The sequence below is a fragment of the Pseudomonas sp. CH61 genome (assembly GCF_059429415.1).
In genome coordinates, this window is the sequence record NZ_CM182098.1 from 3,289,001 (window position 1) to 3,309,780 (window position 20,780).

Annotated in this window: 19 protein-coding genes; all 19 read left to right on the top strand. The window is 59.8% G+C overall.

Annotated features, from left to right (window positions below; all coding sequences use genetic code 11):
• The first annotated feature begins 16 nt into the window (after nucleotides 1-16).
• Entirely contained in the window at nucleotides 17-463 is a 447-nt protein-coding gene (locus AC5SEM_RS14680) for an NUDIX hydrolase (RefSeq protein ID WP_495473429.1), read from the top strand.
• 59 nt (nucleotides 464-522) lie between these two features.
• Entirely contained in the window at nucleotides 523-1,647 is a 1,125-nt protein-coding gene (mnmA, locus tag AC5SEM_RS14685) for a tRNA 2-thiouridine(34) synthase MnmA (RefSeq protein WP_003223826.1), read from the top strand.
• Nucleotides 1,644-2,267 carry a high frequency lysogenization protein HflD gene (gene hflD / locus AC5SEM_RS14690; RefSeq protein ID WP_025108999.1) on the top strand — a complete coding sequence of 208 codons (624 nt, stop codon included), beginning with the start codon at nucleotides 1,644-1,646 and terminating at the stop codon, nucleotides 2,265-2,267. The genes mnmA and hflD overlap by 4 nt, the downstream gene beginning before the upstream one ends.
• A gap of 127 nt (nucleotides 2,268-2,394) precedes the next feature.
• Entirely contained in the window at nucleotides 2,395-3,765 is a 1,371-nt protein-coding gene (gene purB / locus AC5SEM_RS14695; protein ID WP_003223822.1) for an adenylosuccinate lyase, read from the top strand.
• Nucleotides 3,766-3,851: 86 nt separating this feature from the next.
• On the top strand, nucleotides 3,852-5,021 hold the full coding sequence (locus AC5SEM_RS14700; RefSeq protein WP_095118223.1) for a ribosomal protein uL16 3-hydroxylase: 1,170 nt from the start codon (nucleotides 3,852-3,854) through the stop codon (nucleotides 5,019-5,021).
• Entirely contained in the window at nucleotides 5,014-5,439 is a 426-nt protein-coding gene (locus AC5SEM_RS14705; RefSeq protein WP_034155132.1) for a GNAT family N-acetyltransferase, read from the top strand. Before AC5SEM_RS14700 ends, AC5SEM_RS14705 begins: the two co-directional genes overlap by 8 nt.
• 243 nt (nucleotides 5,440-5,682) lie before the next feature.
• Complete coding sequence (locus AC5SEM_RS14710; protein ID WP_077573621.1) at nucleotides 5,683-6,444, top strand: secretin N-terminal domain-containing protein; 762 nt, start codon at nucleotides 5,683-5,685, stop codon at nucleotides 6,442-6,444.
• A gap of 473 nt (nucleotides 6,445-6,917) precedes the next feature.
• Nucleotides 6,918-8,243, top strand: a complete 1,326-nt coding sequence (gene aceA / locus AC5SEM_RS14715; RefSeq protein ID WP_007920195.1) for an isocitrate lyase — start codon at nucleotides 6,918-6,920, stop codon at nucleotides 8,241-8,243.
• A 637-nt stretch (nucleotides 8,244-8,880) separates the two neighbouring features.
• Nucleotides 8,881-9,294, top strand: a complete 414-nt coding sequence (locus AC5SEM_RS14720) for an NADH-quinone oxidoreductase subunit A (RefSeq protein WP_003223812.1) — start codon at nucleotides 8,881-8,883, stop codon at nucleotides 9,292-9,294.
• Nucleotides 9,295-9,304: 10 nt separating this feature from the next.
• Nucleotides 9,305-9,979, top strand: coding sequence for a NuoB/complex I 20 kDa subunit family protein (locus AC5SEM_RS14725; RefSeq protein WP_053121628.1), 675 nt, complete (start codon nucleotides 9,305-9,307; stop codon nucleotides 9,977-9,979).
• Between the two features lie 73 nt (nucleotides 9,980-10,052).
• Nucleotides 10,053-11,837, top strand: a complete 1,785-nt coding sequence (nuoC, locus tag AC5SEM_RS14730; RefSeq protein WP_016987416.1) for an NADH-quinone oxidoreductase subunit C/D — start codon at nucleotides 10,053-10,055, stop codon at nucleotides 11,835-11,837.
• Nucleotides 11,838-11,839: 2 nt separating this feature from the next.
• Complete coding sequence (gene nuoE, locus AC5SEM_RS14735; RefSeq protein WP_007920186.1) at nucleotides 11,840-12,337, top strand: NADH-quinone oxidoreductase subunit NuoE; 498 nt, start codon at nucleotides 11,840-11,842, stop codon at nucleotides 12,335-12,337.
• The gene (nuoF, locus tag AC5SEM_RS14740; RefSeq protein WP_007920184.1) at nucleotides 12,334-13,689 is read left to right on the top strand and encodes an NADH-quinone oxidoreductase subunit NuoF; all 1,356 of its coding nucleotides are present in this window, start codon (nucleotides 12,334-12,336) and stop codon (nucleotides 13,687-13,689) included. Before nuoE ends, nuoF begins: the two co-directional genes overlap by 4 nt.
• Nucleotides 13,690-13,825: 136 nt before the next feature.
• On the top strand, nucleotides 13,826-16,540 hold the full coding sequence (gene nuoG, locus AC5SEM_RS14745) for an NADH-quinone oxidoreductase subunit NuoG (protein WP_134176553.1): 2,715 nt from the start codon (nucleotides 13,826-13,828) through the stop codon (nucleotides 16,538-16,540).
• Entirely contained in the window at nucleotides 16,537-17,544 is a 1,008-nt protein-coding gene (gene nuoH, locus AC5SEM_RS14750; RefSeq protein WP_007920179.1) for an NADH-quinone oxidoreductase subunit NuoH, read from the top strand. The genes nuoG and nuoH overlap by 4 nt, the downstream gene beginning before the upstream one ends.
• Before the next feature lie 11 nt (nucleotides 17,545-17,555).
• On the top strand, nucleotides 17,556-18,104 hold the full coding sequence (gene nuoI, locus AC5SEM_RS14755) for an NADH-quinone oxidoreductase subunit NuoI (RefSeq protein ID WP_007920177.1): 549 nt from the start codon (nucleotides 17,556-17,558) through the stop codon (nucleotides 18,102-18,104).
• Between the two features lie 9 nt (nucleotides 18,105-18,113).
• Complete coding sequence (nuoJ, locus tag AC5SEM_RS14760) at nucleotides 18,114-18,614, top strand: NADH-quinone oxidoreductase subunit J (protein WP_007920176.1); 501 nt, start codon at nucleotides 18,114-18,116, stop codon at nucleotides 18,612-18,614.
• 3 nt (nucleotides 18,615-18,617) lie between these two features.
• Entirely contained in the window at nucleotides 18,618-18,926 is a 309-nt protein-coding gene (gene nuoK, locus AC5SEM_RS14765) for an NADH-quinone oxidoreductase subunit NuoK (RefSeq protein WP_003223790.1), read from the top strand.
• Nucleotides 18,923-20,776 carry an NADH-quinone oxidoreductase subunit L gene (nuoL, locus tag AC5SEM_RS14770; protein ID WP_007920175.1) on the top strand — a complete coding sequence of 618 codons (1,854 nt, stop codon included), beginning with the start codon at nucleotides 18,923-18,925 and terminating at the stop codon, nucleotides 20,774-20,776. Before nuoK ends, nuoL begins: the two co-directional genes overlap by 4 nt.
• The last annotated feature ends 4 nt before the right edge of the window (nucleotides 20,777-20,780 follow it).

Sequence of the window (20,780 nt, forward strand, 5' to 3'; positions counted from 1 at the left end):
ACTTGAGGAAGGTTTTATGGAATGGCTCCCCCACATCACCGTCGCCACCATCGTCGAGGACAACGGTCGCTTCCTGATGGTCGAGGAACACAAGGCCGGGCGTAACGTGCTCAACCAGCCCGCCGGCCATCTCGACCCGGACGAAACCCTGATCGAAGCCGCCGTGCGCGAAACCCTCGAAGAAACCGGCTGGGACGTCGAACCCACCGGCGTCATCGGCATTTACCTGTACACCGCACCAAGCAACGGCGTGACCTATCAGCGCGTGTGTTTCAGCGCCAAAGCCATCAAACACCACCCGGATTATCAACTCGACGACGGCATCGTCGGCGCCAAGTGGCTGACCCGTGACGAATTAATGACTCAACGCGACAACTGGCGCAGCGAGCTGATCATCCGTTGCATCGACGATTATCTGGCCGGTCATCACTTCAGCCTCGAACTGATCCGCCCTTCTCTTTAGCCTTGAGGCCGCGAGCCTGCTAGAATCGCGTCCTTTTTCAAGACACTCATTGAATCCCTATGCGTGATCCAGCCCCTTCTGACACATCCAAGAAGCGCGTCATTGTCGGCATGTCCGGCGGCGTGGACTCTTCCGTTTCCGCTCTCCTGCTGATCGAGCAGGGTTATGAAGTGGAAGGCCTGTTCATGAAGAACTGGGAAGAAGACGACGGAACGGAATACTGCACCGCCATGGACGATCTGGCGGATGCCCAGGCTGTCTGCGACAAGATCGGCATCAAGCTGCACACCGCCAACTTCGCCGCCGAGTACTGGGACAACGTGTTCGAGCACTTCCTCGCCGAATACAAGGCCGGTCGTACACCGAACCCGGACATCCTGTGTAACCGCGAGATCAAGTTCAAGGCGTTCCTTGATTACGCCATGATGCTCGGCGCCGACCTGATCGCCACCGGCCACTATGTGCGCCGCCGTGACATCGATGGTCGCACCGAACTGCTCAAGGGCCTCGATCCGAACAAGGATCAGAGCTACTTCCTGCACGCCGTTGGCGGCGAACAGATCGCCAAGACCCTGTTCCCGGTCGGCGAACTGGAAAAGCCGGAAGTGCGCGCAATTGCCGAGAAATACGAGCTGGCCACCGCCAAGAAGAAGGATTCCACCGGGATCTGCTTCATCGGCGAGCGTCGCTTCAGCGATTTCCTCAAGCAATACCTGCCGGCGCAACCGGGCGAGATCAAGACCACCGAAGGCGAAGTCATCGGCCGCCACCACGGTTTGATGTACCACACCATCGGTCAGCGTCAGGGCCTCGGCATCGGCGGCCTGAAAGACGCCGGCGATGAGCCGTGGTACGTGCTGCGCAAGGATCTGGACACCAACGAGCTGATCGTCGGCCAGGGCAACAACCATCCGTGGCTGTTCTCCAGCGCCCTGCTCGCCTCGGAAATCTATTGGGTCAACCCGATCGACCTGAGCCAGCCGCTGCGCCTGACCGCGAAAGTGCGTTATCGCCAGAGCGATCAAGCCTGCACCCTGGAAAAAACCGCCAGCGGCTATCGCGCGGTGTTCGACGAACCGCAACGCGCGGTCACGCCGGGACAGTCCGTGGTGTTCTATGACGGTGAAATCTGCCTCGGTGGCGGCGTGATTGAAGTCGCCGAGCCGTGGAGCGGCCAGGCATGAGCCCGACTCAGGAACAACTGACGGCGCTCGGCGGCGTGTTTCTCGCCGCTGTGCTGGTCGACCGGATCGCCAAGACCGGGCAGACCAGCGAGGCCGGCCTGAGCTGCATGCTCGGCAGTCTGCTGGTGCGCGACCCGAAAGACACGCTGGACGTGTACGGCGGCGACGACATCAATTTGCGCGAAGGTTACCGTGCACTGATCGGCGCCCTCGAGCGCGACCCGAGCACTTTGCAGCGCGAGCCGTTGCGTTATGCCCTGTCGATGCTGGGTCTGGAGCGTCAACTGGCCAAGCGCAACGATATGCTCGACACCATCGGCAAGCGTTTGCCGCAGATCCAGTCGCAGGTCGAACATTTCGGCCCGGCTCACGAAAACGTGGTGGCTGCCTGCGGTGCGCTGTATCAGGACACCCTGAGTACCCTGCGCCAACGCATTCAGGTGCATGGCGACATGCGCAATCTGCAGCAGCCGAGCAACGCCTCGAAGATCCGCGCCCTGCTCCTCGCCGGTATCCGTTCGGCACGCCTTTGGCGGCAGCTCGGCGGCCATCGCTGGCAGCTGGTGATCAGCCGGCGCAAGCTGCTCAAAGAGCTGTATCCGTTGATGCGCAGCGAGTAAAACGCCGCGCAATAAAAGCTTTGTAGTCTGTAACGCGTAATACGCCGGTCAGTTGGCAACGGACCGGCGGATTTTTTCATGTATGATACGCGCCCCATTTCGTTGCCCGACTGTCCGAGAACACCCCATGCAGCTTTCTTCGCTCACTGCGGTTTCCCCTGTTGACGGCCGCTACGCCGGCAAAACCCAGGCCCTGCGCCCGATTTTCAGCGAGTACGGCTTGATCCGTGCCCGCGTTCTGGTTGAAGTACGCTGGCTCCAGCGCCTGGCCGCCCACGCTGGTATCCCTGAAGTGCCAGCCTTCTCCGCCGAGGCCAACGCCGTTCTCAATGAACTGGCTGAAAACTTCTCGCTGGAGCACGCCGAGCGCGTCAAAGAGATCGAGCGCACCACCAACCACGACGTCAAAGCGATTGAATATCTGCTCAAAGAGCAGGCGGCCAAGCTGCCGGAGCTGGCCAAGGTCAGCGAGTTCATTCACTTTGCCTGCACCAGCGAAGACATCAACAACCTGTCCCACGCCCTGATGCTGCGCGAAGGCCGTGACGACGTGATGCTGCCGCTGATGCGCCAGACTGCCAACGCCATCCGCGAACTGGCCATCCGTTTCGCTGACGTGCCGATGCTCTCGCGCACCCACGGTCAACCCGCTTCGCCGACCACTCTCGGCAAAGAGCTGGCGAACGTGGTTTACCGTCTCGAGCGTCAGATCGCTCAAGTCGCTGCCGTGCCACTGCTGGGCAAGATCAACGGCGCTGTCGGCAACTACAACGCGCACCTGTCGGCCTACCCGCAGATCGACTGGGAAGCCAACGCCCGCGCCTTCATCGAAGACGAGCTGGGCCTGGGCTTCAACCCGTACACCACGCAGATCGAACCGCACGACTACATCGCCGAGCTGTTCGACGCGATCGCGCGCTTCAACACCATCCTGATCGACTTCGACCGCGACATCTGGGGCTACATCTCCCTGGGTTATTTCAAGCAGCGCACCATCGCTGGCGAAATCGGTTCGTCGACCATGCCGCACAAGGTCAACCCGATCGACTTCGAAAACTCCGAAGGCAACCTGGGCATCGCCAACGCATTGTTCCAGCACCTGGCGAGCAAACTGCCGATCTCCCGCTGGCAGCGCGACCTGACCGACTCCACCGTACTGCGCAATCTCGGTGTCGGCTTCGCCCACAGCGTGATCGCCTACGAAGCCAGCCTCAAAGGCATCAGCAAACTGGAGCTCAACGAGCAGAAGATTGCCGCTGACCTCGACGCTTGCTGGGAAGTGCTGGCTGAGCCGATCCAGACCGTGATGCGCCGCTACAACATCGAAAACCCGTACGAGAAGCTGAAAGAACTGACCCGCGGCAAGGGCATCAGCCCTGAAGCGTTGCAGACTTTCATCGACGGCCTGGACATGCCTGCCGAAGCGAAAGCCGAGCTCAAGCAATTGACCCCGGCCAACTACATCGGTAACGCTGTAGCGCAAGCCAAACGCATCTGATCGACCGCTTGATCCGTTTGAGACGCCCGGCCGCGCCGGGCGTTTTTATTCCCGTCTGAAAAGTGCTTTTTTTCAATAGGTTACATATGAATCCCGATATTCCTCTTCAACTTCTGGGCGGCATCACGGCACGCGAATTCCTGCGCGACTACTGGCAGAAAAAGCCATTGCTGATCCGTCAGGCGATTCCTGACTTCGAAAGCCCGATCGACGCCGACGAACTGGCCGGCCTGGCCCTGGAAGAAGAAGTCGAATCGCGCCTGGTGATCGAGCACGGCGAGCGTCCATGGGAACTGCGTCGCGGCCCGTTCGCTGAAGACGAATTCAGCAAATTGCCGGAAAAAGAGTGGACCCTGCTGGTTCAGGCCGTCGACCAGTTCGTCCCGGAAGTCAGCGAGCTGCTGGAAAACTTCCGCTTCCTGCCGAGCTGGCGCGTTGACGACGTGATGATCAGCTTCGCCGCCCCGGGTGGCAGCGTTGGTCCGCACTTCGACAACTACGACGTGTTCCTGCTGCAAGGCCACGGTAAGCGCAACTGGAAAATCGGCCAGATGTGCGATTCCGAGAGCCCGCTGCTGCAACACGCGGACCTGCGCATCCTCGCCGAATTCCACGAGACCGAAGAGTGGGTACTGGAACCGGGCGACATGCTCTACCTGCCGCCACGCCTGGCGCACTGCGGTGTCGCGGTCGACAACTGCATGACCTACTCGGTCGGCTTCCGCGCACCGAGCGCCTCTGAAGTGCTGACCCACTTCACCGACTTCCTCAGCCAGTTCCTGACTGACGAAGAGCGCTACACCGATGCCGACGCACAGCCGGCCAGCGATCCACACCAGATTCAACACGATGCACTGGATCGCCTGAAAGCCCTGCTCGCCGAACACATGAGCGACGAGCGCCTGCTGTTGACCTGGTTCGGCCAGTACATGACCGAGCCGCGTTATCCAGAACTGGTGGCTGGCCCGGAAGAAATCGAAGAAGAAGATTTCCTCGCTGCCCTGCAGGATGGCGCGATTCTGATCCGCAACCCGAGCGCGCGCCTGGCCTGGTCGGAAGTCGATGACGACCTGCTGCTGTTCGCCAGCGGCCAGAGCCGTTACCTGCCGGGCAAACTGCGCGAACTGCTGAAGCTGATCTGCGCTGCTGACGCCCTGCACACCGACAACCTCGGTGAGTGGCTGAACGACGAAGACGCTTGCAGCCTGCTGTGCCAACTGGTCAAGCAAGGGAGCCTGGGGTTCGCCGATGAATAAGATTCGCGTACGTGTCGCAGACTGGCAGAAGGACATCGCCGAGATCCGGCGCATTCGTGAAACGGTGTTCATCGCCGAACAATCGGTGCCACCTGAGCTGGAATGGGACGCGGATGACGCGACCGCCGTGCATTTTCTGGCGTTTGAAGGCGACTTTCCGATTGGTACTGCGCGGCTGTTGCCTGATGGGCACATCGGCCGGGTTTCGGTGCTGAAAGACTGGCGCGGGATGAAGGTCGGTGATGCGCTGATGCAAGCGGTCATTGCTGAAGCTGAAGAACGTGGGTTGAAGCAGCAAATGCTCAGCGCACAGGTGCAGGCCACGGCGTTCTATGAGCGTTTGGGCTTCAGCCTGGTCAGCGAGGAATTCCTCGAAGCCGGGATTCCGCATGTCGACATGGTTCGGCATTCGGCTTAAGACCGCGGCGCGGCCTTCGCGAGCAGGCTCGCTCCCACAGGGGATCTCTATTTGGCGCAAAATTGGTGTCCACTAGAGATTTAATGTGGGAGCGAGCCTGCTCGCGAAGAGGCCAGCAAGCACACCACAAAACGCCCCGACATCCGCCGATGCCGGGGCGTTTTGCTGTCTACGACTCAACTTGCCCCACCCCGGGCCGACAAACTGGCAATATCAAGCCTTTCGAAAGCGGAGATAACGGACATGTCCCTACGCACCCTGCTCACCACCCTGCTGCTCGGTTGCAGTTTTTCGGTGATGGCAGCCACAGAAATCGTGCCTCTCAATTACCGCACCAGCGCCGACATGCTGCCGATGGCGCAAGACTTCCTCGGCAAGGACGGTCAGGTCAGCGCCTATGGCAACCAGTTGATCATCAAGGCCGAGCCGGACAAGATTCAGGAACTCAAAGCCCTGATCACGCAATTGGACACCGCACCCAAGCGCCTGCTGATCACCGTCGACACTAACGAAAACAATGGCCGTGGCGACGAAGGTTATTCGGTCAACGGCGCGCAGCCAAACCAGACCCGCATCATCAGCCGCAGCACCGCCAGCCGTGAAGGCGGCGTCCAGCAAGTGCAAGCCACCGATGGCATGCCGGCGCTGATTCAGGTCGGTCAAAGTGTGCCGATCACCAGCAGCCAGACCAACTCCTATGGCGATTACAGCAGCCAGACCCAATACCGCAACGTCACCCAGGGTTTCTACGTTACCGCCAGCGTCACCGGCGACATCGTTCACCTGGCGATCAGTACCAACCGTGACCGCATGAGCCAGGAACGTCCCGATGTAGTGAACGTGCAAAGCACCGACACAACTGTCAGCGGGCGCCTCGGCGAGTGGATCACCCTTGCCGGCGTCAATCGCCAGACTCAGGCCGACAAACAGGGCCTGACCCGCAGCTACTCGACTCAAGGCCGGGATGACATGACCTTGCGGGTCAAAGTCGACGCCTTGGACTAAAGCACCAAAAACTGACTGATTAGTCGTATTAGACGAAAGATGTAGTGCTTGAAAAAAAGCACTACAAAACGTTTGACGGGGTAAAAAAGCGAAGGCATGATGGCCTCGCTCCCGCTAATCAGAGGCCCTGGCAAGGGCCTTCGAAGCGATGTTCGCACCTACCCCGCGAACCGCTTCGTGTCTGTACCGCCCACAAGGTGTGTTTGACGAGGTTGCCGACTGGAACGAAGTTGTCCCGAGGGACGGAAGCGTATTTAGGTAACCCGGCATCACACTGTAGACCGTATAAAGGCCCACGACGCCCGAATGCGCCCGCAGTCCGCCACTACCTGCTCACTTCCCCTCGAGCCCATCGTTCATCCCGTCGCCTACCCCGCCGAATCCGCCTTGACCACCTAAGCTTCTGGTCAGCGAGCGCAGGAATTTTCCACCGCAGAACAACTTTTCATAAAGACGCGACGAGGTTTATCTCCATGGCACTGACACGCGAACAGCAAATTGCAGCCCTCGAAAAAGACTGGGCTGAAAACCCGCGCTGGAAAGGCGTGACACGCACTTACTCCGCTGCTGACGTCGTCCGTCTGCGTGGCTCGGTTCAACCTGAGCACACCTTTGCAAAAATGGGCGCCGACAAGCTGTGGAACCTGGTCACCCAGGGTGCCAAGCCGTCCTTCCGTCCTGAGAAAGATTTCGTCAACTGCATGGGCGCCCTGACCGGCGGCCAGGCTGTTCAGCAGGTTAAAGCCGGTATCCAGGCGATCTACCTGTCGGGCTGGCAAGTGGCTGCGGACAACAACTCCGCAGAATCCATGTACCCGGACCAGTCGCTGTACCCGGTGGATTCGGTTCCAACCGTGGTCAAGCGCATCAACAACTCGTTCCGTCGTGCTGACCAGATCCAGTGGAAAGCCGGCAAGAACCCGGGCGACGATGGCTACATCGACTACTTCGCGCCGATCGTGGCTGACGCTGAAGCCGGTTTCGGCGGCGTACTGAACGCCTACGAGCTGATGAAGAGCATGATCGAAGCAGGCGCCGCCGGCGTTCACTTCGAAGACCAACTGGCTTCCGTGAAAAAATGCGGTCACATGGGCGGCAAAGTACTGGTTCCAACTCAGGAAGCCGTACAGAAGCTGACCGCTGCGCGTCTGGCGGCTGACGTTGCCGGTACTCCGACCATCATCCTGGCCCGTACCGACGCCAACGCTGCTGACCTGCTGACCTCCGATTGCGACCCGTACGATCAGCCGTTCGTGACTGGCGAGCGCACTCAGGAAGGTTTCTACAAGGTTCGCGCTGGCCTCGATCAAGCGATCGCCCGTGGTCTGGCTTACGCGCCATACGCCGACCTGATCTGGTGCGAAACCGCCAAACCGGATCTGGACGAGGCTCGTCGTTTCGCTGAAGCGATCAAAAAGGAATACCCGGACCAACTGCTGTCGTACAACTGCTCGCCTTCCTTCAACTGGAAGAAAAACCTCGACGACGCGACCATCGCCAAGTTCCAGCGCGAACTGTCCGCCATGGGTTACAAGCACCAGTTCATCACCCTGGCCGGCATTCACAACATGTGGCACAGCATGTTCAACCTGGCGCACGACTACGCCCGCAACGACATGACTGCCTACGTGAAGCTGCAAGAGCAGGAATTCGCCGACGCTGCCAAGGGTTACACCTTCGTGGCTCACCAGCAGGAAGTGGGCACCGGCTACTTCGACGACATGACCACCGTGATTCAAGGTGGCTCGTCTTCGGTAACCGCACTGACCGGTTCGACTGAAGAAGAACAGTTCCACTGATTCGGCTTCGCTGAGCAAACGGCCTCTGCGGATCGTACAGAAAGCTAACCGCAGAGCCGAAAAACTGACGCCCCGACTGGTTCGGGGCGTTTTTTTTGCCCCGATTCAATGAACACCACAAATCCCTGTAGGAGTGAGCCTGCTCGCGATAGCGGTGGGTCAGTTTGCGCAGCGGTGACTGAACCACCGCTATCGCGAGCAGGCTCACTCCTACAGGGATCGGCGTCGTTCGGAGAAAACATTGATCCAGCGCGGTACATCCGTCAGAAAAATCCGCTAAAACGGGCGCCGTCGCTACTTGCAGTAACGTGCAAGTAAGACAACTTCCCAACTGACATCCCGTTAAACAGTTACAAAACCACTCCAAACGATATCAATTATCATTTAGCCACAACTATGTTCGTTACATTCCCTACAAAACATTATTTGCATAAACCCGCCTAATGCCCGCAACGCATGGGCTGCAGGGCATTGGAGATGCGCTATGTCCTTATTCCAATAAATAATTTCGCTATAGGAATTTTACTTGCAGGGTGTTTAGCCATAAAATCAGCGCGATTGATTGCTGCGACATATCGTCACTGCCTATTTCTTTATCAAGCTCAGAGACCTTTGCTCTCTGTTAAGGATTACCAGCATGCCCGAAGCGACAGGACTCATGGCCCACAACTGGGGCTTTGCCATTTTCCTTCTGGGTGTCGTCGGCCTGTGTGCCTTCATGCTTGGCGTCTCCAGCCTCCTTGGGTCAAAAGCCTGGGGCCGCAGCAAAAACGAACCGTTCGAGTCCGGCATGCTACCTACCGGTGGCGCCCGCTTGCGGCTCTCAGCCAAATTCTATCTGGTCGCGATGCTCTTCGTGATCTTCGATATCGAAGCCCTCTTTCTCTTTGCATGGTCTGTGTCCGTCCGCGAAAGCGGCTGGACCGGATTCGTCGAAGCTCTCGTTTTCATAGCAATTCTGTTGGCAGGTCTTGTCTACCTGTTCCGAGTGGGCGCCCTTGACTGGGCTCCGGAAGCTCGTCGCAAGCGGCAGGCGAAGCTGAAACAATGAGGCTTTGGCAATGCAATACAATCTCACCAGGATCGACCCCGATGCTCCTAACGAGCAATATCCGATTGGCGAACGGGAAACCGTTTCCGATCCGTTAGAAGATCAAGTCCACAAAAACATTTTCATGGGCAAGCTGGAAGACGTGCTGAGTGGCGCGGTCAACTGGGGACGTAAGAACTCCCTGTGGCCGTACAACTTCGGCTTGTCGTGCTGCTACGTGGAAATGACCACCGCCTTCACGGCGCCCCACGACATCGCGCGCTTCGGCGCCGAAGTGATCCGGGCATCGCCGCGTCAGGCCGACTTCATGGTTATCGCCGGCACCTGCTTCATCAAGATGGCGCCGATCATCCAGCGTCTCTACGAGCAGATGCTCGAGCCTAAGTGGGTTATCTCCATGGGTTCGTGCGCTAACTCCGGTGGCATGTACGACATCTACTCTGTGGTTCAAGGGGTGGACAAGTTCCTGCCCGTGGACGTCTACGTACCTGGCTGCCCTCCTCGTCCGGAAGCATTTCTGCAAGGCTTGATGCTATTGCAGGAATCAATCGGCAAGGAGCGTCGTCCGCTTTCCTGGGTCGTTGGTGATCAAGGCGTTTATCGCGCCGACATGCCTTCGCAGAAGGAACAGCGCCGCGAACAGCGAATCGCAGTCACCAACCTGCGCAGCCCTGACGAAGTCTGATCCAGATCTGTTCTGACAAAGAAACGAGAAGCTGGCTTCATTCTTTACGTTGACCGAAAGCGAAAAAATAACCATGACTACAGGCAGTGCTCTGTACATCCCGCCTTATAAGGCAGACGACCAGGATGTGGTCGTTGAATTGAACAACCGTTTTGGCCCGGAGGCGTTCACCGCCCAGCCGACCCGCACCGGCATGCCGGTGCTGTGGGTGGCGCGTGCCAAACTCGTCGAAGTCCTGACTTTCCTGCGCAACCTGCCCAAGCCGTACGTCATGCTCTATGACCTGCACGGCGTGGACGAGCGTCTGCGCACCAAGCGTCAAGGCCTGCCGAGCGACGCTGAGTTCACCGTGTTCTATCACCTCATGTCGCTGGAACGTAATAGTGACGTGATGATCAAGGTCGCCTTGTCCGAGAGCGACCTCAGCTTGCCGACCGTCACCAGCATCTGGCCGAACGCCAACTGGTACGAGCGTGAAGTCTGGGACATGTTCGGTATCGACTTCAAAGGTCACCCGCACCTGTCGCGCATCATGATGCCGCCGACCTGGGAAGGTCACCCGCTGCGCAAGGACTTCCCGGCGCGCGCCACCGAATTCGATCCGTACAGCCTCAACCTCGCCAAGCAACAGCTTGAGGAAGAAGCCGCGCGCTTCCGTCCGGAAGACTGGGGCATGAAGCGTTCCGGCCCGAACGAGGACTACATGTTCCTCAACCTCGGCCCGAACCACCCTTCGGCGCACGGTGCGTTCCGCATCATTCTGCAACTGGACGGTGAAGAGATCGTCGACTGCGTGCCGGACATCGGTTACCACCACCGTGGTGCCGAGAAGATGGCCGAGCGTCAGTCGTGGCACAGCTTCATCCCGTACACCGATCGTATTGACTACCTCGGCGGCGTGATGAACAACCTGCCGTACGTGCTCTCGGTCGAGAAGCTGGCCGGCATCAAGGTGCCTGAGAAGGTCGACGTCATCCGCATCATGATGGCCGAGTTCTTCCGGATCACCAGCCACCTGCTGTTCCTCGGGACTTACATCCAGGACGTCGGCGCCATGACTCCGGTGTTCTTCACCTTCACCGACCGCCAGAAGGCGTACACGGTGATTGAAGCCATCACCGGTTTCCGTCTGCACCCGGCCTGGTACCGCATCGGCGGTGTTGCCCACGACCTGCCGCGCGGCTGGGAAAAACTGGTGAAAGACTTCGTTGAATGGCTGCCAAAACGCCTTGACGAATACACCAAGGCTGCCCTGCAGAACAGCATCCTCAAGGGCCGTACCATCGGCGTCGCCCAGTACAACACCAAAGAAGCCCTGGAATGGGGTGTCACCGGTGCTGGCCTGCGTTCGACCGGTTGCGATTTCGACCTGCGTAAAGCACGTCCGTACTCGGGCTACGAGAACTTCGAGTTCGAAGTGCCGCTGGCCGCCAATGGCGATGCCTACGACCGCTGCATGGTTCGCGTTGAAGAAATGCGCCAGAGCATCAAGATCATCGACCAGTGCATGCGCAACATGCCGGAAGGCCCGTACAAGGCGGATCACCCGCTGACCACGCCGCCGCCGAAAGAACGCACGCTGCAGCACATCGAAACCTTGATCACGCACTTCCTGCAAGTTTCGTGGGGCCCGGTGATGCCGGCCAACGAATCCTTCCAGATGATCGAAGCGACCAAGGGCATCAACAGTTATTACCTGACGAGCGACGGCGGCACCATGAGCTACCGTACCCGGATCCGCACTCCAAGCTTCCCGCATCTGCAACAGATCCCTTCGGTGATCAAAGGCAGCATGGTCGCGGACATGATTGCGTACCTGGGTAGTATCGATTTCGTTATGGCCGACGTGGACCGCTAAGCATGAACAGCACGCTTATCCAGACAGACCGTTTCACCCTCAGTGAAACCGAGCGCTCGGCCATCGAGCACGAGCTGCATCACTACGAAGACCCGCGCGCGGCGTCGATCGAAGCCCTGAAGATCGTTCAGAAAGAACGCGGCTGGGTGCCGGATGGCGCCCTGTACGCAATCGGCGAGATCCTCGGCATCCCGGCCAGCGACGTTGAAGGTGTGGCGACGTTCTACAGCCAGATTTTCCGTCAGCCGGTTGGCCGTCACATCATTCGCGTCTGCGACAGCATGGTCTGCTACATCGGCGGCCACGAGTCGGTGGTCAGCGAAATCCAGAACAATCTGGGCATCGGCCTGGGTCAGACCACCACCGACGGTCGTTTCACCCTGCTGCCTGTCTGCTGCCTCGGCAACTGCGACAAGGCACCGGCGCTGATGATCGACGACGACACCTTTGGTGATGTGCAGCCTGCTGGCGTCGCCAAACTGCTCGAGGGCTACGTATGACCCTGACATCTTTCGGTCCTGCCAACCGCATTCAGCGTTCGGCCGAGACTCACCCGCTGACCTGGCGTCTGCGCGATGACGGCGAAGCCGTGTGGCTCGACGAGTACCAGGCCAAGAACGGTTACGCGGCTGCACGCAAAGCCTTCGCCGACATGGATCAGGACGCTATCGTCCAGACCGTGAAAGACGCAGGCTTGAAAGGTCGCGGCGGTGCAGGCTTCCCCACTGGCGTGAAGTGGGGCCTGATGCCCAAAGACGAATCCATCAACATCCGCTACCTGCTGTGCAACGCGGATGAAATGGAGCCGAACACCTGGAAAGACCGCATGCTGATGGAGCAACTGCCCCATCTGCTGATCGAAGGCATGCTGATCAGTGCTCGCGCGCTGAAAACCTACCGTGGCTACATCTTCCTGCGTGGCGAATACACCACCGCCGCCAAGCACCTCAATCGTGCCGTGGAAGAAGCCAAGGCTGCGGGCCTGCTGGGCAAGAACATTCTGGGCAGCGGCTTCGATTTCGAGCTGTTCGTCCACACCGGCGCCGGGCGTTACATCTGCGGTGAAGAAACTGCACTGATCAACTCCCTCGAAGGCCGCCGCGCCAACCCGCGCTCCAAGCCGCCCTTCCCTGCCGCCGTCGGCGTGTGGGGCAAGCCGACTTGCGTGAACAACGTGGAAACCCTGTGCAACGTGCCGGCGATCATTGCCGACGGCGTTGACTGGTACAAATCGTTGGCCCGCGAAGGCAGCGAAGACATGGGCACCAAGCTCATGGGCTTCTCCGGCAAAGTCAAAAACCCGGGCCTGTGGGAGCTGCCATTCGGCGTCACCGGTCGCGAGTTGTTCGAAGACTACGCCGGCGGCATGCGCGACGGCTTCAAGCTCAAGGCCTGGCAGCCAGGTGGCGCCGGTACCGGTTTCCTTCTGCCAGAACACCTCGACGCACAAATGTATGCCGGCGGCATCGCCAAAGTGGGCACCCGTATGGGTACCGGCCTGGCCATGGCGGTGGATGACAGCGTCAACATGGTCTCCTTGCTGCGCAACATGGAGCAGTTCTTCGCTCGCGAGTCGTGCGGTTTCTGCACCCCGTGCCGCGATGGTTTGCCATGGAGCGTCAAGCTCTTGATGGCCATCGAACAAGGTCGCGGTCAGCCAGGCGACATCGAGACCCTGCTGGGTCTGGTCAACTTCCTCGGCCCGGGCAAGACCTTCTGTGCTCACGCACCGGGTGCCGTGGAACCGTTGGGCAGCGCGATCAAATACTTCCGTCCAGAGTTCGAAGCCGGTATCGCGCCAGTCAGCGCCGCCGTCCCGCCTCTGGCAAGGCCGATCGTAATCGGCGCGTAAACGCTTAAAAAGGCGAAGGGTCCGTGCCCTTCGCCTTTCGTCCGATGACGCCTTTCGGGGCTGACTGGATTCGGACGGATAACAAGATTCCATTAGCCACGCCCGCTGACACCGGGCCAACGAAGACCTTTGAACCATGGCCACTATCCACGTAGACGGCAAAGCGCTCGAAGTCGACGGGGCAGACAACCTGTTACAGGCATGTCTGTCGCTGGGCCTCGACATTCCATATTTCTGCTGGCACCCCGCGCTCGGTAGCGTCGGGGCTTGCCGCCAGTGCGCGGTCAAGCAGTACACCGACGAGAACGACACCCGTGGTCGCATCGTCATGTCCTGCATGACCCCTGCCACTGACAACACCTGGATCTCCATCGAAGATGAAGAATCCAAGGCGTTCCGCGCCAGTGTTGTCGAATGGCTGATGACCAACCACCCGCACGACTGCCCTGTGTGCGAAGAAGGCGGTCATTGCCACCTGCAAGACATGACCGTGATGACCGGCCACAACGAGCGCCGTTATCGCTTCACCAAACGCACGCACCAGAATCAGCAACTGGGCCCGTTCATTTCCCACGAAATGAACCGCTGCATCGCTTGCTACCGCTGCGTGCGTTTCTATAAGGATTACGCTGGCGGCACCGACCTCGGTGTATTCGGCGCCCACGACAACGTGTACTTCGGTCGCGTTGAAGACGGCACCCTCGAAAGCGAGTTCTCCGGCAACCTCACCGAGGTCTGCCCGACCGGTGTGTTCACCGACAAGACTCACTCCGAGCGCTACAACCGCAAGTGGGACATGCAGTTCGCGCCGAGCATCTGCCATGGCTGCTCGAGCGGTTGCAACATCTCCCCGGGCGAGCGTTACGGTGAACTGCGTCGCATCGAAAACCGTTTCAACGGTTCGGTGAACCAGTACTTCCTGTGCGACCGTGGCCGTTTCGGTTATGGCTACGTCAACCGCACCGACCGTCCACGTCAGCCGCTGCTGGCCGACGGCACCAAGCTCGGTCTCGACGCTGCACTGGATAAAGCTGCTGATCTGCTGCGCGGTCGCAACATCGTCGGTATCGGTTCACCGCGTGCCAGCCTTGAAAGCAACTACGCGTTGCGCGAACTGGTTGGCGCCGAGCACTTCTACTCGGGTATCGAAGCCTCCGAACTGGAGCGCATCCGTCTGGTCCTGCAAGTGCTGAAAGACAGCCCGCTGCCAGTGCCGAACATGCGCGACATCGAAGACCACGACGCCATTTTCGTGCTCGGTGAAGACCTGACCCAGACCGCCGCCCGTGTGGCGCTGTCGCTGCGTCAGTCGGTCAAGGGCAAAGCCGAAGACATGGCCGAAGCCATGCGCGTTCAGCCTTGGCTCGACGCCGCCGTGAAGAACATCGGTCAGCACGCGCTGAACCCGCTGTTCATCGCCAGCCTGGCGGAAACCAAGCTCGACGACATCGCTGAAGAATGCGTACACGCCGCTCCAGACGATCTGGCGCGCATCGGTTTCGCCGTTGCTCACGCTCTGGACGCCAGCGCCCCGGCCGTTGAAGGTCTGGACGCCGAAGCACTGCAACTGGCTCAGCGTATTGCTGATGCCCTGCTCGCCGCCAAACGTCCGCTGATCATCGCCGGTACTTCGCTGGGCTCCAAAGCCCTGATCGAAGCTGCCGCGAACATCGCCAAGGCGCTGAAGCTGCGCGAGAAGAACGGTTCGATCAGCCTGATCGTGCCGGAAGCCAACAGCCTCGGTCTGGCCATGCTCGGTGGCGAATCGGTCGACGCGGCGCTGCAAGCCGTCATCGACGGTAAGGCTGACGCGATCGTTGTGCTGGAAAACGATTTGTACACCCGCACCGCCAAAGAAAAAGTCGATGCTGCACTGAACGCCGCGCAAGTGGTGATCGTTGCTGACCATCAGAAGACGGCTACCAGCGACCGCGCGCACCTGGTTCTGCCAGCGGCAAGCTTCGCCGAAGGCGACGGTACGCTGGTCAGCCAGGAAGGCCGCGCCCAGCGCTTCTTCCAGGTTTTCGATCCGCAATACATGGATGCGAGCATCCTGGTTCACGAAGGCTGGCGCTGGCTGCACGCCCTGCGCGCGACCCTGCTGAACCAGCCAATCGACTGGACGCAACTCGACCACGTCACCGCTGCCGTTGCTTCGAGCACCGAGCAACTGGCGCGTATCGTCGACGCTGCACCATCGGCGGCGTTCCGCATCAAGGGTCTGAAACTGGCGCGTGAGCCGCTGCGTTACTCCGGTCGCACCGCAATGCGCGCCGACATCAGCGTTCACGAACCGCGCACCCCGCAAGACAAAGACACCGCGTTCGCCTTCTCCATGGAAGGTTACTCGGGCTCTGCCGAACCGCGTCAGCAGGTACCATTTGCATGGTCGCCGGGCTGGAACTCGCCACAAGCGTGGAACAAGTTCCAGGACGAAGTCGGCGGTCACATCCGCGCTGGCGACCCGGGCACCCGCCTGATCGAAAGCACCGGCGATTCGCTGAATTGGTTCGCTGCCGCACCGCGTGCATTCAATCCGGCGCCGGGCACCTGGCAAGCCGTGCCGTTCTTCCACCTGTTCGGCAGCGAAGAGAACTCTTCGAAAGCCGCACCGGTTCAAGAGCGTATTCCGGCTCCATACGTGGCTCTGGCCAAGTCCGAAGCGGATCGTCTGGGCGTCAACGACGGTGCCCTGCTGAGCCTGAACGTGGCCGGTCAGACCCTGCGTCTGCCACTGCGCATCAATGAAGAACTGGGCGCCGGTCTGGTGGCATTGCCTGCGGGCATCGCCGGCATTCCACCGGCATTCGCCGGCGTATCCGTCGACGGTCTGCAGGAGGCAGCGCAATGACCTGGTTCACCCCTGAAGTGATCGATGTGATCCTCTCGGTCGTCAAAGCCATCGTGATTCTGCTGGCCGTTGTGGTGGCAGGCGCGTTGCTCAGCTTTGTCGAACGTCGCCTGCTGGGCTGGTGGCAGGACCGTTACGGTCCGAACCGCGTTGGCCCGTTCGGCATGTTCCAGATCGCCGCCGACATGCTGAAGATGTTCTTCAAGGAAGACTGGACCCCGCCGTTTGCCGATAAAGTGATTTTCACTTTGGCGCCGGTGGTGGCGATGTCCGCACTGCTGATCGCGTTTGCGATCATCCCGATCACCCCGACCTGGGGCGTCGCGGATCTGAACATCGGCCTGCTGTTCTTCTTCGCCATGGCCGGTCTGTCGGTCTACGCGGTGTTGTTCGCCGGCTGGTCGAGTAACAACAAGTTCGCCCTGCTCGGCAGCTTGCGTGCGTCGGCGCAGACCGTGTCCTACGAAGTGTTCATGGGCCTGGCCCTGATGGGCATCGTGGTCCAGGTCGGCTCGTTCAACATGCGCGACATCGTCGAGTACCAGGCGCAGAACCTGTGGTTCATCATTCCGCAGTTCTTCGGCTTCTGTACCTTCTTCATCGCTGGCGTCGCCGTGACTCACCGTCACCCGTTCGACCAGCCGGAAGCGGAACAGGAACTGGCCGACGGTTACCACATTGAATACGCCGGTATGAAATGGGGCATGTTCTTCGTCGGTGAATACATCGGCATCATCCTGATCTCGGCGCTGCTGGTCACCCTGTTCTTCGGTGGCTGGCACGGTCCGTTCGGCATCTTGCCGCAACTGGCGTTCGTCTGGTTCGCACTGAAGACCGCGTTCTTCATCATGCTGTTCATCCTGCTGCGCGCTTCCATCCCGCGTCCGCGTTATGACCAGGTGATGGATTTCAGCTGGAAATTCTGCCTGCCACTGACCCTGATCAATTTGCTGGTGACCGCTGCGGTCGTGTTGTGGAACACGCCTGCAGTCGCGGTTCAGTGAGGATTTGACCCATGTTCAAATATATTGGCGACATCGTTAAGGGTACCGGTACCCAGTTGCGCAGCCTGGTCATGGTCTTCGGCCATGGCTTTCGCAAGCGCGACACCCTGCAATACCCGGAAGAAGCGGTCTACCTGCCACCACGCTACCGTGGTCGCATCGTCCTGACCCGCGACCCCGATGGCGAAGAGCGTTGCGTTGCCTGCAACCTGTGCGCCGTGGCTTGTCCGGTGGGTTGCATCTCGCTGCAGAAAGCTGAAACCGAAGACGGTCGCTGGTACCCGGACTTCTTCCGTATCAACTTCTCGCGCTGCATTTTCTGCGGTCTCTGCGAGGAAGCCTGTCCGACCACCGCGATCCAGCTGACCCCGGATTTCGAGATGGCCGAGTTCAAACGTCAGGACCTGGTGTACGAGAAAGAAGATCTGTTGATCTCCGGCCCCGGCAAAAACCCTGATTACAACTTCTATCGTGTTGCAGGTATGGCAATCGCTGGCAAGCCGAAAGGCTCCGCGCAGAACGAAGCCGAACCGATCAACGTGAAGAGCTTGCTGCCTTAAGGAAGAACGATGGAATTCGCTTTCTATTTCGCATCGGGTATCGCTGTTGTGTCCACGCTTCGCGTAGTCACCAACACCAATCCTGTGCACGCCCTGCTCTACCTGATCATCTCGTTGATCGCCGTGGCCATGACCTTCTTCGCACTCGGCGCACCGTTCGCCGGCGTGCTGGAAGTGATCGCCTACGCTGGCGCAATCATGGTGCTGTTCGTGTTCGTGGTGATGATGCTCAACCTCGGCCCGGCCTCGGTTCAGCAAGAACGCGTCTGGCTCAAGCCCGGCATCTGGGCCGGCCCGGTGATTCTCGCCGCGCTGCTGCTGGCCGAACTGCTGTATGTGCTGTTCGCTCACCAGAGCGGCCAGGCCATCGGCCACACCACCGTAGACGCGAAAGCCGTGGGCATCAGCCTGTTCGGCCCGTACCTGCTGGTGGTCGAACTCGCCTCGATGCTGCTGCTTGCTGCAGCCGTCACGGCGTTCCATTTGGGCCGTAACGAGGCGAAGGAGTAAGACATGCCTGCTATCCCTCTCGAACATGGTCTGGCGGTTGCCGGCATCCTGTTCTGCCTTGGTCTGGTCGGCCTGATGGTCCGCCGCAACATTTTGTTCGTGTTGATGAGTCTGGAAGTGATGATGAACGCCTCTGCACTGGCGTTCATTGTTGCTGGCGCCCGTTGGGGCCAGCCGGATGGACAGATCATGTTCATCCTGGTGATCAGCCTTGCAGCCGCCGAGGCCAGTATTGGTCTGGCGATCCTGCTGCAACTGTATCGCCGCTTCCACACGCTCGATATCGACGCTGCCAGTGAGATGCGCGGATGAACCTGATCTTTCTGACTTTCGTATTCCCTCTGATCGGTTTCCTGCTGCTGTCGTTCTCCCGTGGACGCTGGTCGGAAAACCTCTCGGCGCTGATCGGCGTGGGTTCCATTGGCTTGTCGGCGATTGTCGCCGCCTACGTCATCTGGCAATTCAACGTCGCGCCACCGGAAGGCGGTCACTACACGCTGGTACTGTGGAAGTGGATGGCGGTCGAAGGCTTCAAGCCTGACTTCGCCCTCTACGTCGACGGCCTGTCGATCACCATGCTCGGCGTGGTTGTCGGTGTGGGTTTCCTGATCCACCTGTTCGCGTCCTGGTACATGCGCGGCGAAGCGGGCTACTCGCGCTTCTTCTCGTACACCAACCTGTTTATCGCCAGCATGCTGTTCCTGGTGCTCGGCGATAACCTGTTGTTCCTGTACTTCGGCTGGGAAGGCGTGGGCCTGTGCTCGTACCTGTTGATCGGTTTCTACTACAGCAACCGCAACAACGGTAACGCCGCACTCAAGGCCTTCATCGTGACCCGGATCGGCGACGTGTTCATGGCCATCGGCCTGTTCATCCTGTTCCAGCAAGTCGGCACGCTGAACATCCAGGAACTGCTGGTGCTGGCACCGCAGAAATTCCAGGTCGGCGACTTCTGGATTACCCTGGCAACCCTGATGCTGCTGGGTGGCGCGGTCGGTAAATCGGCACAACTGCCGCTGCAAACCTGGCTGGCGGACGCGATGGCCGGTCCTACGCCGGTGTCGGCACTGATCCACGCCGCAACCATGGTGACTGCCGGTGTCTACCTGATCGCCCGTACCCACGGTCTGTTCACCTTGGCACCGGAAATCCTCCACCTGGTCGGCATCGTCGGTGGTGTGACCCTGGTTCTCGCAGGCTTCGCCGCATTGGTACAGACCGACATCAAACGTATCCTCGCCTACTCGACCATGAGCCAGATCGGCTACATGTTCCTGGCGTTGGGCGTTGGTGCATGGGATGGCGCGATTTTCCACCTGATGACCCACGCCTTCTTCAAGGCCTTGCTGTTCCTTGCTTCCGGTGCGGTGATCGTTGCCTGCCACCACGAGCAGAACATCTTCAAGATGGGCGGTCTGTGGAAAAAACTGCCACTGGCCTACGCCAGCTTCATCGTTGGTGGTGCTGCGCTGGCCGCTCTGCCACTGGTCACCGCAGGCTTCTACTCCAAGGACGAGATCCTTTGGGAAGCGTTCGCCAGCGGCAACCACGGTCTGCTCTACGCAGGTCTGGTCGGCGCGTTCATGACGTCGCTGTACACCTTCCGCCTGATCTTCATCACGTTCCACGGTGAAGCCAAGACTGAAGCCCACGCCGGTCACGGCATCTCGCACTGGCTGCCACTGTCGGTGCTGATCGTACTGTCGACTTTCGTCGGCGCGATGATCGTGCCACCGCTGCACGGCGTGCTGCCAGAAAGCGTTGGCCATGCCGGCGGCGAAGCCAAGCACAGTCTGGAAATCGCTTCGGGCGCCATCGCCCTGGCCGGTATCCTGCTGGCAGCGCTGCTGTTCCTCGGCAAGCGTCGCTTCGTCACGGCGATCGCCAACAGCGGCATCGGCCGTTTCCTTTCGGCCTGGTGGTTCGCTGCCTGGGGCTTCGACTGGATCTACGACAAACTGTTCGTCAAGCCTTACCTGGCGATCAGCCACGTACTGCGCAAAGACCCGCTCGACCAGACCATCGGTCTGATCCCGCGTATGGCCAAGGGTGGTCATACCGCCCTGAGCCGCACCGAGACCGGTCAACTGCGTTGGTACGCTGCTTCGATGGCTGCTGGTGCCGTGCTGGTAATCGGCGCCATCGTGCTGGTAGCGGTCTGATATG